Source organism: Gemmatimonadaceae bacterium (assembly GCA_020851035.1).
GTDB lineage: Bacteria > Gemmatimonadota > Gemmatimonadetes > Gemmatimonadales > Gemmatimonadaceae > JACMLX01.
The window spans coordinates 52,709-67,298 of the sequence record JADZDM010000034.1 but is presented as its reverse complement, the minus strand read 5'-3'; the positions used below and the strand labels follow the sequence as shown (position 1 = coordinate 67,298).

The window sequence follows — 14,590 nt, the reverse complement described above, 5'->3', positions numbered from 1 at the left end:
GACAGAGGAACGCCGTGTCGCCGCCCTTGATCCGCAGCATCGCCCGCTGGTGCGGACAGCTCAGCGCGAAGGCGTAGACCTTCCCGCCACTGCGCACGAGGATCACCTCGTTGTCGGCGTCGATGGTCGCCCCGTCGGTGGCGGGCACCGGGTATCGCGCCGTGCCATTGGCCAGGCGCGCCGCGCGATGGAGGACATACCCGAGCACCTGATCGCCCCGCGCCAGGCCAGGCATCAGCGCACTGGCGGCGGCCACGCCGGCGAGCGTCCGGGCAAGGAACGTCCGCCGGTCGTGCAGCGTGCACCCGGCGCAGCCATCGTCCGCCCGTGCGGGCAGTGCGTCATCCATCGTGCGCCTAGCCCTGCATGAGGCCAACGCCTGCCAGCGTGATCGCCAGCCAGAGGACCAGGCTCGCCACCGCCCGGATCCGCAGCTTGCCGAATGCCCGCCCAGCGCCTGCCGTGCGATGCACGGCCCGTTCGTCACGCAGCATGAGCGCGCCGTTCACGGCCAGCAGCACGAGCAGGCCGACCTTCACCCACATCACCTTGCTGCCGACGAAGGTCTCCACGTCGGCGGCGAGCTGCAGCCCGCCGCTCACGGCGGAGACGACGAGCGCGATCACCACCGGGCGGTGCACGTCGGCGAGCGCACCGGCAAGCGCCACGCGCGCGGTCGAGTCCTCGACCATGCCGGCGCGCAGGACGGTGCGGTCGGCGGCGATCGCCAGGCCACCACCCACCATCATCGACCCGAGGTGGGCGAAGGTCAGGGCGACGGAGAGGGCGGTCGACTCACCATACATCGTCGCCCACGGCTCGAACGCCGCGCTGAGGGTTTCCACTATCGGCATGCGGTCATTTCCCGATCAGCATGATGAGCCAGCTCACGGTGCTCACACTCATCGAGGCGAGCGCGATGTTGCGGTGGCGGTTTCGCCCTTCGAGCTCCTCACCGGCGTCCTCACCCGTCGCGCCGGCCCAGGCGAAGCCGGCATTCGCGGCCATGAAGAGCACCGAGTGGATGATGCGTCGCGTGCGGCCCTCGGGATCGTGGCGCGCGTCCCAGAGGTTCCAGGCGCCAGTGAGGGTGTTGATGCCGAAGACCGCGACGTCGGCACCCGCGACGAACGGATGCAGGCCACGGACCCAGCCCGGCGAGCCAGCGCGACCGTCGTTCGCAAGGCGCGTGCCGGTGTAGTACGAGATGCCGAAGAGCGGCAGCATCGCCCAGCTCAGTGTCTTGTGGATCGTCACGCGGCGCCCGTACCACTCGGAGTACTCCACCAGCGTGCGCTTCTTCCGCACGACCGTGTCTGCCGTCACGGGCCACCGCAGCCGCGGCTCGAACGCCGCCAGCGCCGCGCCGGGCGGTGGTCCCGCCACGCGGTCGGGTTCGAGCGCAGCCGGCGACACGACCGGCAGCCCGGCCACCACGGCGGCGACGGCGCCGGCGTCCAGTGCGAGGGGCGCGACGTGCGGCGTCGTGTCGGCTGCGGCGAGCAGCATGGCCATCAGACCTGCGATCATCAGGAGCTCCACGAAGGGGCCGGGACGGCTCGCCCGCGCGGTCCGGGGACCGGCGAGCACTCCGCAAGATGCCCGGCGTTGGTGAACGCGCGATGAACACCCGGCAGCGTGCGGACAGGCCGCACCGCCCCCGGGCTCCACCGCGGGACGTGACTGCCCCGGGCTGCGCCGTCTGGCGCGGCCCTGCCCACCCGGACACCGGCGCGGCGGCCACCCCCCACCCGCGCCGCCACGCGCCCTCAGGTCGTGTCGTTGGCCCGTGAGCCGTCGGGTTCGCGGACGAAGATCCAGCCGATCACGCCGCCGATCACGCAGACGGCGATGGGATAGACCAGCCCCGCGAAGGGGCTCTTGTACGCCGCCACCATCGACGCCGCGATCAACGGTGTGAAGCCGCCGAACCACCCGTTGCCGAGGTGGTACGGCAGGGACATCGACGTGTACCGGATCCGGGCGGGATAGCTCTCGACGAGGAACGCAGCCATTGGGCCATAGGACAGCGTGACCAGGAACACCTGCGCCGCCACCAGCAGCGCCAGCACGGGGATGTTCGGGTGCAGCGCCACGGCGGCTGCGCCCTCCCCGGAGACGGGCCCGCCGGCCCAGAGCATTCCCCGGTAGATCGGGTACAGCGTCAGTGCCGCCAGAAACAGGCCGCCGACGATCATGCGCTTGCGCCCGATGCGATCCGACGCGGCGCCGCTGATCAGGTAGAACGGCGTGCCGAGCACGATGCCGAGGGCCACCGTCACGTACGAGTCGGTGAGCGAGAGCTTCAGGACCTTCTGGATGAAGAAGAGGGCGAAGAACTGCCCGGTGTAGAACACCACCGCCTGCCCCGCCACGACCCCGAAGAGCACCGAGAGGAAGATCTTCCACCGCTCGGCGGTGCCGAAGGCCTCACGGATGGGCATGCGGCTCACGGTGCCTTCCGCCTTCATGCGCTGGAACACCGGCGATTCGGCCATGCGGCGGCGGATGTAGTACGACATGACCACCAGCAGCGCCGAGAGCAGGAACGGGATGCGCCAGCCCCAGACCTTGAACGCCTCCTCACCCACGAGGCCGCGCGTGACGAGGATCACGACCAGCGACACCAGCAGGCCGAGCGTGGCGGTGGCCTGCACGAACGCCGTGAAGTACCCGCGACGGTGCGGCGGCGCGTGCTCCGCCACGTAGATCGCGGCGCCGCCATACTCCCCGCCGAGCGCCAGGCCCTGCAGCAGGCGCAGGAAGACGAGCAGCAGCGGTGCCGCGATGCCGACGCTCGCCACCGTCGGCAGCAGGCCGATGGCCGCCGTCGCCACGCCCATGATGAGCAGCGTGACCATGAAGGCGTACTTGCGGCCGACCATGTCGCCCACGCGACCGAACACCAGCGCGCCCAGCGGACGCACGGCGAAGCCGGCGCCGAAGGTGGCGAGCGTGTTGAGGAAGGCCGCCGTCTCGCTCGAGCTCGGGAAGAAGAGCGGTGCGAGGATCGGCGCCAGGGTGCCGAAGACGTAGAAATCGTACCACTCGATCACCGTGCCGGCCGACGAGGCCATCACGACCTTCCGGATCGTCGCGACATCCACCACGTCGCTCACGGGTGTGCTGCGGGTGTCCAGCGTGGGAGACGCGGGGAGTCGTTCGGGCATGCCGGTCCGGGTGGGAGGCGAATGCTGGGGGGTGAACGCGACACTGCCCGACGGGATCCTCACCGTCGGGCAGTGTCGTCAGGGGTCAGCGACGGTGGCCGTCGTCGCTCGCGTCGTGCTCCTCGTCGTCATCCTGGCCGCCGAAGCCCTGCACGCCGATCATGTCGGCCGGCCGCTCGACACGCAGGACCTGCCGCTGGCGCTCGTCGCCGTAGGTGAGCGTGACGAGGTACTCGCCGGTCTTCACCAGCGGTCCACCGGCACCACCGCGTGCACCGCGGCCGAGCGGGCTCCCTTCCATCCCGCGGAACGCGCCGAAGATCTGCTGCATGGCGCCCATGCCAGGCGGTCCACCCGCGGCGGGCGGCGCACCCGCGCCCCCTGCCCCGGGCGCGCCGCCCGCCCCCCCGCGCCCACCGGCGCCGGCAGCACCCTCACCCGGCCGCTCCGCAAACCGCGGGAGCCCCGGCACCTGTGCGCCACCGGCTCCACCAGCCGCGCCCATGAACTGCTCGATCAGCTCGGCGGTGCGACCCGAGAGCATCGCGGTCCGGGCGAACCGCACCGTGTTGCTGTCCATCCCCGCAGCCTGCAGCGAGTCGAAGATCTGCGCCACGCGCACCATCGTGCGGGCGCTGTCCCGGCGTTCCGCCGGCGAGAGCGGCTTGGCGGGCGGACGCTTGCCGCGCAGGTCCCACATCACGCGGTGCACACCGGCGCCACCGGGGCCGGTGAGTGTGCGCATGGTGTCGCCCGCGGCATCGGTGATCACGAGCTGCACGCGGGTGCCGGGCTTCGCCTCGGCGATGCGGTACGTGATCTCGGCGCCATATGCCGGCGAGTTGGCCACGAAGCGCTTGTGGCCATTGCCCCCGCCGGCGCTGCCCGCGGCATCGGGCGCCTGGCCAAGCGCGTGGCTCGTGCGCGGGGCGAACAGGTACACCTTCTTCGACGCGATCGCCGGCGTCATCTGCTGCAGCGGCGCGATGTCCACGACGTAGATCGCGCGGCCGTGCGTGCCGGCGATGAGCTCGCGGTCCCGCGGGTGGATCTGCAGGTCGTGCACCGGCACCGTGGGGAGGCCGGTCATGAACTTCTGCCACGACTGGCCGCGGTTCATCGACACGTACGCGCCCACGTCGGTGCCCAGGAAGAGCAGGTCGGGGTTCACGGGATCCTCGCGGATCACGTGGACGAAGTCCGGCCCGCCGGTGGGCAGGGTGGCGGCGAGGCTGGTGAACGACGCACCGAAGTCGCGCGTGACGTACACGTACGGCGTGAAGTTGCCGCGCCGGTGGTCATCGAAGGTGATGAAGAACGTGGAGGAGTCGTGGTGCGACGGCTCGATGCGGCTGACGTACGACTCGGCGGCGAGCCCCGGGAACCGCGTGCCCGGGATGCGCTCCCAGGTGGCCCCGTCGTTCCGGGTGAGCCAGACGTTGCCGTCGTCGGTGCCGGCATACAGGAGGCCGGGCCGGATCGGCGACTCGTTGAGCGCCGTGATCGTGCCGAAGGTCTCGGCCCCCGTCGCATCGAGGGTGATGCCGCCGGTGGTCTTCGTGCTGACGCGGATCTTCATCGTGTCGCGCTGCGACAAATCGGGGGAGATCGCGACCAGGTTGTCACCACGCTGCGTGGACTTCACGACGCGGTTGGCGCCGGCGTAGAACACCGACGGGTTGTGCGCCGAGAGGAAGAAGGGTGTGTTCCAGTTCCAGCGCAGGTCGAGGGCGACGGAGTCGGCCACCTGGCGCGCCCGGAAGGCGGCGATGCGCCGGCGCTGTGCCGGCGTCTCGGGCTTCGTGGTGTCGCCACGCTCGACGAGGATGGAGTCCTCGAGCTGCATGTACCCCGGGCGCCAGCTCGGCTTGGCGAGGGAGGTGCGCTCGCCGGTGCTCATGTTCAGCCGGCCCATGCTCCCGCCCTGGCTCTCGCTGTAGACGATGTCCGGGTCGGTGGGATCGTTGGCCGTGTAGAAGCCGTCGCCACCACTGATGTAGACCCAGTTCTCGTTGCTGATCTGGCCGCGCACGCGGCGGCTCGGGCCACACCAGGAGCCGTTGTCCTGCAGGCCGCCGCAGACGCGGTAGGGCACCTGCATGTCGTAGCTGACGGCGTAGAACTGGCCGATGTTGATGATGTTCAGCGCGTCGTAGTTGCCGCCGCGGTCCCAGGTCTGGGCCACGCCGCCGTCGTTGCCGACCACGATGTGCTCGGGGTCCGCGGGATCGATCCACATTGCGTGATGGTCCACGTGGATGCCCTGCGTCGCGTCACGGGCGGTCTTCCCGCCATCATCCGAGACCTTCACCGGCGTGGACGAGAAGTACACGCGGTCGGGATTGCGGGGGTCGACGCGCACCTGCGAGTAGTAGAACGGCCGGACGTTCTCCTTGTTCGTCCGCACCCACGTCGCGCCGCCATCCTCGCTGCGATACAGGCCGCTGAGCTTCTCCTGCGGCTTCTTCGTGGCGTCCTTCACCGCGTTCGGCAGCGTGTCCGCCTCGAGCATCGTGTACATGATCCGCGGGTTGGAGCGCGCGATCGCGATCTCGATGCGGCCGAGCGTGGAGGCCGGGAAGCCACCGCCGCTGACCTTCGTGAACGTGGCGCCGGCGTCGGTGGACTTCCACAACGCGCTGCCGGGCCCACCGCTCTGCAGGAAGTACGGGCCGCGCATGCGCTCGTAGCTCGACGCCCAGACGATGTCAGGGTTCGTCGGGTCGAGCTGCACGTCGATGAAGCCGGCGCGGTCGCTGATGAACTTGATGACGGTCCACGACGTGCCGCCGTCGGTGGACTTGTAGAGCCCGCGCGCGCGGCTGGCCTTCCAGGCCGAGCCGAGGACGGCCATGTAGACGGTGTTCGGGTCGCGCGGGTGCACCTGGATCCGGCCGATGTGCTCGGTCTCGGCGAGGCCGAGGGAGTTCCACGTGCGGCCGCCGTCGGTGCTCTTGAACACGCCGCAGCCCGGCGAGATGGAGTTGCGCGAGTTCTGCTCGCCGGTGCCGGCGTAGATGATGTTGGTGTCCGACGGGGCAATCGCGAGGTCACCCATCGCCACGCAGCGCTGGTTCTCGAAGATCGGCCGGAAGGTCGTGCCGGCGTTGGTGGTCTTCCAGATGCCGCCGCCGGCCGTTGCGACGTAGAAAGTCTTCGACGGCGACGGGATGCCTTCGACGTCGGTGATGCGCCCGCCCATGTTGGCCGGGCCGATCGCCCGCCAGCGCATGGCGCCGATGGTCGTCGAGTCGAGGGTGGCCTGCGCGCCGAGCGCCGATCCCACAGCGCCAAGGAGCAGTGACAGACGGACAACAGATCGCATGACGGATCCCGAAGTGGGGTGGAAGCGGGCGAACACCCCGAGACCATGGGGCGCCGCGACACAAGGATACGCGCGCGCCACCGGATCGGTTGGCCCACCCGACCGTCGCCCGCTACCGCCGCCCGCAGCCCGGCGCGGGGGCGCGCAGGTCCAGCCGGGCGCTGACCGCCGCGGTGCCGCGCACGAACAGCAGCGGGGTGCCATGCCGCGGCGTGGCCGCTGCCGGGATCGTCAGCAGCGCGGCCCGGCCCGACGGGCGCATCCGGACGGCACCATCCAGGGCCGTGCCGGTGTCGGCGATCACCTCCGCCGGCCCGCTGCCGCCCGGGGGCCGGTCCAGGCAGAGTGACGTCGACGAGCGGCGACGGCCAGCCACCGGCGGCGCCTCGCTCACGAGCCGCGAGCGCAGCGCCGGCGACACGGGCACCACGCTCCCCCCGCGCACCGGCACCTCGCCCTGCACCGTGAGCTGCTCGGGGATGCAGACGTCGCGACAGATGCCGTAGCGGAGCGTGACCCCGACCAGACGGTCCGCTCCCATGCCGACCGGGGTCCGGAGCGTCACCAGCCATGGCACCGCGCCCTCGAGCGTGTGCGTCACACCCACCGGCGTGTGCGTCACGACGGGCACGGGCCAGCGTTCGGCGGTGACGGCCACGCCCGACGGCAGGCTCCAGAGCAACCGGGTCGGCAGCCCCGTCTCACCGGGATTGCGCCACGAGATGTGCCAACCCGGCGCCACGTGCAACGTCACGAGCACCTCGGCCACTCCCTCGCCCACGCTCACCGCGTCGAGCGTGCCGCGGGCGTGCGCCGTGCTGCCACCCAGCATCGTGATCGGCCGCGCCGGCGCGCCGCCGCCAGCCTGCGCGACCGCGGTGGCCGGCAGCAGCGCGAGGGACGCGACGAGGCTCCGGGCCGCGGCTCGCGTGACGTGACGCGCACGCATCAGCACCTCACCGGAGCGCCCGCTCGACGAGTTGCGCGAATTCGGGCGACTCGAGCTGCGGCGCCAGCGCGAGAATCCGTCCGTCACGGCCCACGAGGATCGTGGTGGGAAGCCACTGCACCTCGAAGGCGGCCAGCGGCCCCCCCTCGGGCGCGGCGCCGGCCCACGCGTGCATCCAGGGCATCGGCTCACGCTCGCGACGATAGGTGTCGGCGGTGGCCTGCTCCTCGTCCACCGACACCGAGAGCAGCCGCAGTCCCCGCGCCCGGTACTTCGCATGCACCGACCGCAGCGCGGGGATCTCGACGATGCAGTCGCGGCACCAGGTGGCCCAGACGTCGAGCAGGTAGGCCCTGCCGCGCAGTGTCTCGTTCGTGATCGTGCGACCGGCGCTGTCCATCGACGCGAGGCGGAACGCCGGCACCATCCGTCCCGGCTGCAGCACGCGGTTGTAGCCGGTGAGGCGGAGCACCGGGGGCACGCGCGCATCGTCGTACGACTCCGCCACCAGGCGCGCCGCATACCGCTGCGCCGTCACGGTGTCTTCCGGCATGAAGGTCTCGGCTGCCGCCACGAGCAGGTCGCGCCGTGCGGCCGTGTCGGCCTGCGCCGCGAGCGCGGCATCGAAGCGGTCGCGCACGGCCGCGATGGCCGGTGGCGTGTTCACCCCCGGCTGGCCCGCCACCTGCCGCGCCGCGAGCAGCAGCGTGCGCCGCCGCATCACGTCGTCCAGCTGCCACAACGGTGACGAGGGCGTGAACTGCGCGAGCACCGCCGCGCCAAGCGCGGGATGTTGCTGGCAGGTGGCATCGGCGTGCAGCAGGCGGCGCACGAGCTGCAGCTGCGCGGTGAGCGAGCTGTCGGCGATGCGCGCGTCGGCGGGATCCGGCTTCGGTGCCAGGGCCGCGATGAGGCAGCGTGACGCCGGCTCGAATCCGACGATGGAATCGAGCTGCGCGACGATGCGCGCGATGGGGGCGTCGCCCGTGACGTGGATCGCCGAGGCGCCGCCGATGGACACGGCCTTGGCGTCGTAGACCAGCCGGACGTCCTGGCCCTTGGTGGCGGGCAGCAGCCCCTCGTACTCGCCGTCCTCGGCCCAGCGGAACGCGGGCGCGCCAGCGGGGGGCAGGTAGGTGCGCGCCGTGATGTCCACCACGCGGTAGGCGAGCGTGTCACGCCGCGCCGTGAGCGCCCCGGTGTTGCGGCCGTCCGCGCCCCGGACCAGGAGCACGGCCGGCGGCAGGTCCGGTCGCGGACGCGCGGCATCGGCGTCGGTGCTGACGCCGACGAGCGGCCCCTTCGCCAGGCCCGACGGCAAGCCGGCAAGCGTGAGGGTCACGGAGAGCGTGGCGTGTCCGCGCACGGGAATCGCGCGCTCCAGCCCACGGTAGCCCACGCCGGCGGCGCGGATGCGATACGGGCCGGGGGCGCCACTCGACACCCGGAACGCGCCGTCAGCACCCGCCTGCGCGCGTACGCCGCGATCGGCGTTGCGCACGGGCACCAGCTCCACATCGGCGCGCACCGGCACGCGGAAATCCGCCCCACGGACGGTGCCGGAGATCACGGTGGAGTCGGTGGCCTGCGCGGCCAGGGGCTGCTGCCCTGCACCGACGCTGCAGGCCATGGCGAGTGCCGAAACTGCACGGCGGCGGGAAAGGAGCGTCATGTCCAGGAATCTAGCGGCCCGGTGGCGTGCAATCGAAGTTCGGATAGCGCAAAGCCGGATGGTTCGCCTGAATGCCCAGCCGAAAACCGCAGCCATACCAGCGGCATTGCGGGGATGTTCAACGCCGCCAGCCGGGATGCCCCGACCGACGACTGCTTCCGGAACGTCGAGTACACGCCACGAGTCCCCGCAGTGACGACGGGCCGCCCGCACAGCGCAGTGCAGACGGCCCGTCGCGTCACCACGGTGACCGCGTCAGCGATCGATGTAGGTGATGAACCGGTACGGCGCCCCGCCGGTGGTGCTCTCGGCAGCGACGATGGTGCGTGCGCCGTTCGCCGGGATGGCGATCGACGCGAGGTTGACGGTGACGTTTGCCGCGCGCAGGGCCGGCGCGGTGCCGGCGGGAACTGCGCGCACCTGGTAGGTGCCCGCCGGCGAGGCGAGGTAGGCCGCACCACGCAGGGCCACGTTCGCGAGCGAGGGCGTGGCGAGCGCGAGGTCCGCGCCCACGGCGGTGACGAACACGTCCACCGCACCGGCCCCGTTGGCCTGGTGCACGATCCGCACGCGGGCCGCGCCGAGCGCCGGTGCGGTGTTCGTGTCGGTGGTGATCACCGGCACGATGGCCGACGCCGACGCCCCCCCCGTGGCGTAGACGGTGTAGTCCGCGCCGGTCGCGATGTTGAGCGGGATGGTGGCCACCACCGCGGTGGTGTCGGCCGTCCGCTTCAGCACCAGCGTCCGCGCGCCGGTGAGGATCGCGGAGTAGATGGCGTTCGCGGGGGACGGCAGCGACGACGGCGTGGTGCCGCCGTAGGTGAGGTTCACGCCGAACGGCTTGCCCTCGAGGGTCGCGTTCACGCGCCCGCGGGTGGTGTCGGTGATGAGGCTCACCAGCCGCACGCGCCCCTGCGGGCCGGAGATCAGCGGATCGGCGGCATCCTTCGTCCCGCAGCCCGCGAACAGGGCGGCGGCGGCGAGGATGGCGAGGCTCGGGCGATGCACCACGCGCAGGACTCCGGAAGGGATGAGTGTCATGTCGAGGATCCTCACAGCGGGCACGTGGCGGGGAACGCCGACGGCTCGACGGGATCTGCCGGCACGTTGGGATTCGCGTTGCGGTCACCGATGGCGTACGGCAGCCAGCAGCGCTGGCCATCGACCGGCACGGCGGGGGCCGCCGCGGGGCCGCGGATGGCACTCCGGCGGCGCGTGTCCTCCCACCGCAGCCCGGTGCCGAGGAGCTCGTACCGGCGCTGCACGTAGATCTCGGTGAGGAGATCGGCGGCGGACAGCGGATCGGAGAGCGCCGAGAGACAGGCCTTCGGGTCATCCAGGCCGCGCCCTCCGGTGCAGTCGGTGCGCACGGAGTCGAGTGCAGCCTGTGCCCCGGCGAGGTTTCCCTGGTTGGCGAGGGCCTCCGCCTTGATCAGCAGCGCCTCGTCTGGGAAGTACACCAGCTGCGTGGCGGCCGCGATGGCGTAGCGGGTGCTGAACGGATCCAGCAGCGCGCCGACGCGGCCGGTGAGTGTGGTGGACGGGATGGTGAAGAAGGCGAAGCGCTGGTCGGCGGCCTGCATCGACGAGCGATACTGGCGCCGCACGGCGATGCCGTTCGTGCCACCGGTCACCACCGACCACGGGTTGGCCCCCGGTGCCGGGTAGGTGAAGGCCGAGATGGCCGACGCGCCACTGCGCGGAACGAGGTTGGCCGCCGCGAGGGCGGCGGCATCGTCATTGGCCATGCGTGCATACCGCGCACGGTACACCTGGATCATGTTCGGCAGGTTCACGCCCGGCGTCAGGATCGACGCCGTGAAGAATGCGCTGGCCGGCGTGCCGGCGAGCTGCGCCGCGGCCGAGTCGAGCAGGGCGCGGATGACGGGCAGGGCCTCGGCGCGACCGACGTAGGTGGGCGTGGTGATGTTGAACGTGTTCACCGGCGCCTTCTGGTACGACTGGAACGCCTCGCCGAGCGCCTCCGCCTTCATGGTGTAGGCCAGCGCCTTGAGGCCGCTGCGCGTGCCGGCATCGAACGAGCCCGCCAGCCGGTCGGCACCGGCGAGCAGTTCATCGGCCGTGCGCACGGTGCGATAGATCGAGTTGAACACGTTGTCGGCGATACCGGTGCCAGGCGCCACACTGCCCTGCTCCGCATCGCTGATGGAGATCAGTGCCGCGCTGGTGGCCGCGAACTCGTCAGTCACGAGTCCGGCCATGTACGCATAGTTGAAGTACGAGGTGGCGAACCGGCTCTGGAGCCCGGTCGCGAGGGCGATCACGCCGTCAGGTGACGTGGTGACCTGGCCTGCGGTGGGACTGTTCGGGTTCTGCAGGTCGAGCGTGCAGGCGCCGAGAGACATGGCGGCGAGGGCCACCACGCATCGCTTGATCGTGCGCATGGGTGAGCGTCTCCGCTGTTAGTAGGTGAACCGGGCGCTGACGGACCAGACGCGCGGGATCGGGTAGGCACCGAAGTCGATGCCGCGGTCCGCGGCGGTGGTCTGCACCGAGCCGAGACCGCCGGCGTTGGTGCCGAATGCCGTCACTTCCGGGTCGAAGCCGGAGTACTTCGTCCACACCCACAGGTTGCGGCCGGAGACGGTGAGGTCCACGCCCTCGTGGAACAGCTTCTTCACGGGTGCCCAGTCCACCGTGTAGCTGGCCGAGAGCTCGCGCAGCTTCACGAAGCTGCCGTCCTCGATCCAGTACTCGAAGATGCCCTGGGTGCGGCCGTTGAAGTTCGGGGCCAGCTTGCGCGAGTCACCGTACGGCAGCAGCTCGCGCTCGTACTCCTTGGAGTTGCTGGCCACGCCGGCGTTCTGCGCACGGGTCGAGAGGTTCAGCACGTCGTTGCCGAAGGTGCCGTCGAACAGGGCGCGCAGGCGCAGCTTGCCGCCGAGCGTGACCTCGTTGAGGATGGAGCCCATCCACGACGGATTCGGGTCGCCGATCACCTTGTTCAGCGAGTCGTTGCAGGTGCCGCCGCTGATGGCACGGCGGGCGGCGAGGGTGGCACCCATGTCGGCGGTCTGGTTGCTGCGACGGTAGCGGCCGAGCGAGTCGACGAGCAGCGCGCCGGTCAGGCAGTTGCGGGCGGCGTAGGAGCCGTAGAACACGCCAGCCGGCTCGCCGGTGCGGATGCGGTTCGGGTAGCCGCCGGCCGACTGGAAGTCGAGGATGTTGAGGCTCTCGACCAGGTTCCGGTTGCGGGTGTAGGTGGTGGTGGTCTCCCAGCGCAGGTTCTTCCGGTCCACGTTCACCGTGCGCACGAGCAGCTCGATGCCCTTGTTGCTCATCGTGCCGATGGGGGCGAACTGGCGCGAGAAGCCGGTGCTGGTGGGGAGTGGCTTGAAGAACAGCAGGTCGCTGACGAGGCGGTCGTAATACGTCGCCTCGATCCCCATTCGGCCGCCAAGCGCCCCGACCTCGGCGCCCAGCTCCCACTCGCGCGCCCGCTCGTTCTTGAGCTGCTCGTTGCCGAACGTGACGTCGTTGACGAAGCCGGGACGGCCGCCGAACGAGGTGTTCGAGTAGACCACGAACTGGGAGTAGGCGTTGGTGGCGCCCGGCTGGCTGCCGGCCCAGCCCAGCGCGCTGCGCACGCGGAGGCTGTTGAGCAGGCCGGAACGGTTCTCGGCCACGACGTACGAGGCCGAGAACTTCGGGAAGGCCTGCCAGCGCTCCGCAGGTGCGAAGGTGGACGAGGCGTCGTAGCGGACCGCGGCGGTCAGGAACAGCTTGTTCCACGCCGCCAGCTCCTGCTGGCCGAAGAAGCCGAGCGTGCGGAGCTGCGTGAGGGCCTGGGTGCCGAACTTCACGGCACCGGCGCTGACCAGGTCACCCACCGGCGCGAGGCCGTTGGCGCCCGACTGCGTGAGGTTGATGGTCTGCTGGGTGTAGTTCAGCCCCGCGGTGGTCTTCAGCTCGTACGTGCTGCCCGGGTTCCACGAGTAGCCGGCGACCAGGTCCTGGTTGAGCACGCGCGTGTTCTGGTACACCGACTGCGACTGGCCCGTGGACAGCGCCCCCGTGCCGAGGACGGCGCCACGCGGGATGAACTGGCGCTGCTCGAAGGCGGAGTTGTCGAGGCCCGCCGTGTAGTCCACGAGCAGCTTCGGCACCGGCGTCCAGGTGAGCTTGGCCGAGCCGATGAAGCGGTTGATCGTCTGCGGGTTGCGGATGCGGGCGATCGCGAGCAGGGGGTTGGTGCCAAGCGCCGGCGGCAGCGGGTAGATGCCGTTGACCGGGCGGAAGTCCGTCTGCGTGGGCGCGAAGAACAGCGAGCCCATGATGCCGTAGTCGTTCTGCTCACCGAACGCCTGGAACTGGTTCCGCGTGTTGATGAAGTTCGTGCTCACGTTCGCGATCAGCGTGGACGAGAGCTGCTGCTGCAGGTTGAGCCGCACGCCCTGGCGCCGCGACTCGGTGGACCGGATGATGCCCTGGTCCTCGGTGTTGTTGAGGCTCACGAAGTAGCGCGTGGCGTCGTTGCCGCCCTCGACCGTCAGGTTCTGCTCGTAGCTGGGCGAGCGGCGGAAGATCGCGTCCTGCATGTTGTAGCGCGCGATCGGGTTCCCGTTGACGTCGTACGGGTAGAAGTTGAACGGCTGCTGCTCGCGGAGCTCGTTGGAGGCCAGGCGTGAGGTGAGGGTCACCCGCGGCTTGCCGAGCACGCCGCGCTTGGTGAAGATCTGCACCACGCCGTTGTTGGCGCGTGAGCCGTAGAGGGCGGCCGCCGCGGCACCGCGGATGATCTCGATGCGGTCGATGTCCGCCGGGTTGATGTCCGCCAGCCGGTTCTGCGGGTTGGATCGGCCGCCGAGGTCGGCGAGCTGCGCGGAGCCGTTGTCCACGATCACGCCATCGATGATGTAGAGCGGGTCGGAGCCGGAGATGAAGCTGTTGGTGCCGCGGAGGCGCACCGAGATGCCGCCGCCGCCCGGCCCGCCGGAGTTCTGCGTGATCTGGGCGCCGGCGATCTTGCCCTGCAACGCCTGGTCGACCGTTACGGCCTGCGCCTTGGCGACCACGGTGGAGTCCACGGTGGCGATGCTGGTGCCGACGCGGCGCTTCTCGGTGGGCGACGCGGTGCCGGTGACGACGACCTCGGAGAGGTTGATCGCGCTCACGGTGAGGGCGGCGTCCACGGTCTGCGCGCTGCCGGCGAGCACCTGGACGGTGCGGTTCACCGGCTGGAAGCCGATGCGGCGGATGGAGACCACCCGGGCGCCGACCGGCACGCCGGTCAGGACGTAGTCACCCGTGGCCTGGCTGAGGGCCCCGATCCGGGTGCCGGTGATTTGGACCTGGGCGTCGGCCAGGCCGCGTCCCGAGGACGCTTCCGTGACCTTGCCACGGATGGTGCCGGTGGCAGCCTGCGCAGACAGCAGCACCGGCGTGGCGACGGCCAGCGCGAGGGCGCAAGACGCGCGTCGAACGAAGTGAGAAACCATGCATGTCCTCCGGAC

Annotated in this window: 10 protein-coding genes; all 10 read right to left on the bottom strand. The window is 70.8% G+C overall.

What is annotated here, in order from left to right; genetic code table 11:
• A partial coding sequence (locus tag IT355_21050) for a Rieske 2Fe-2S domain-containing protein (GenBank protein MCC7055770.1) occupies positions 1–349 on the bottom strand: 349 nt, incomplete at its 3' end.
• Between the two features lie 7 nt (positions 350–356).
• Positions 357–854 carry a hypothetical protein gene (locus tag IT355_21045; protein MCC7055769.1) on the bottom strand — a complete coding sequence of 166 codons (498 nt, stop codon included), beginning with the start codon at positions 852–854 and terminating at the stop codon, positions 357–359.
• Between the two features lie 4 nt (positions 855–858).
• A complete protein-coding gene (locus IT355_21040; GenBank protein ID MCC7055768.1) occupies positions 859–1,530 on the bottom strand; it encodes a hypothetical protein in 672 nt (223 codons plus the stop codon).
• Positions 1,531–1,769: 239 nt separating this feature from the next.
• Positions 1,770–3,170 (bottom strand): MFS transporter, encoded by a 1,401-nt coding sequence (locus tag IT355_21035; protein MCC7055767.1) that lies wholly within the window; start codon positions 3,168–3,170, stop codon positions 1,770–1,772.
• Positions 3,171–3,255: 85 nt separating this feature from the next.
• Positions 3,256–6,495 (bottom strand): hypothetical protein, encoded by a 3,240-nt coding sequence (locus IT355_21030; protein ID MCC7055766.1) that lies wholly within the window; start codon positions 6,493–6,495, stop codon positions 3,256–3,258.
• 112 nt (positions 6,496–6,607) lie between these two features.
• Positions 6,608–7,444: a hypothetical protein gene (locus IT355_21025; protein ID MCC7055765.1), complete on the bottom strand. Its 837-nt coding sequence runs from the start codon at positions 7,442–7,444 to the stop codon at positions 6,608–6,610.
• Between the two features lie 7 nt (positions 7,445–7,451).
• Positions 7,452–9,116 carry a redoxin domain-containing protein gene (locus IT355_21020; protein MCC7055764.1) on the bottom strand — a complete coding sequence of 555 codons (1,665 nt, stop codon included), beginning with the start codon at positions 9,114–9,116 and terminating at the stop codon, positions 7,452–7,454.
• Positions 9,117–9,371: 255 nt separating this feature from the next.
• Positions 9,372–10,157 carry a DUF4397 domain-containing protein gene (locus IT355_21015; GenBank protein ID MCC7055763.1) on the bottom strand — a complete coding sequence of 262 codons (786 nt, stop codon included), beginning with the start codon at positions 10,155–10,157 and terminating at the stop codon, positions 9,372–9,374.
• Between the two features lie 11 nt (positions 10,158–10,168).
• On the bottom strand, positions 10,169–11,521 hold the full coding sequence (locus IT355_21010; GenBank protein MCC7055762.1) for a RagB/SusD family nutrient uptake outer membrane protein: 1,353 nt from the start codon (positions 11,519–11,521) through the stop codon (positions 10,169–10,171).
• A gap of 18 nt (positions 11,522–11,539) precedes the next feature.
• Entirely contained in the window at positions 11,540–14,575 is a 3,036-nt protein-coding gene (locus IT355_21005) for a TonB-dependent receptor (protein ID MCC7055761.1), read from the bottom strand.
• Between the last annotated feature and the right edge of the window lie 15 nt (positions 14,576–14,590).

Bases quoted from the DNA above. Each gene is read 5' to 3' on its own strand.
- IT355_21010 (MCC7055762.1), bottom strand. From the start codon at position 11,521: ATGCGCACGATCAAGCGATGCGTGGTGGCCCTCGCCGCCATGTCTCTC.
- IT355_21020 (MCC7055764.1), bottom strand. From the start codon at position 9,116: ATGACGCTCCTTTCCCGCCGCCGTGCAGTTTCGGCACTCGCCATGGCC.
- IT355_21035 (MCC7055767.1), bottom strand. From the start codon at position 3,170: ATGCCCGAACGACTCCCCGCGTCTCCCACGCTGGACACCCGCAGCACA.
- IT355_21025 (MCC7055765.1), bottom strand. From the start codon at position 7,444: ATGCGTGCGCGTCACGTCACGCGAGCCGCGGCCCGGAGCCTCGTCGCG.
- IT355_21005 (MCC7055761.1), bottom strand. From the start codon at position 14,575: ATGGTTTCTCACTTCGTTCGACGCGCGTCTTGCGCCCTCGCGCTGGCC.
- IT355_21045 (MCC7055769.1), bottom strand. From the start codon at position 854: ATGCCGATAGTGGAAACCCTCAGCGCGGCGTTCGAGCCGTGGGCGACG.
- IT355_21040 (MCC7055768.1), bottom strand. From the start codon at position 1,530: ATGATCGCAGGTCTGATGGCCATGCTGCTCGCCGCAGCCGACACGACG.
- IT355_21030 (MCC7055766.1), bottom strand. From the start codon at position 6,495: ATGCGATCTGTTGTCCGTCTGTCACTGCTCCTTGGCGCTGTGGGATCG.
- IT355_21015 (MCC7055763.1), bottom strand. From the start codon at position 10,157: ATGACACTCATCCCTTCCGGAGTCCTGCGCGTGGTGCATCGCCCGAGC.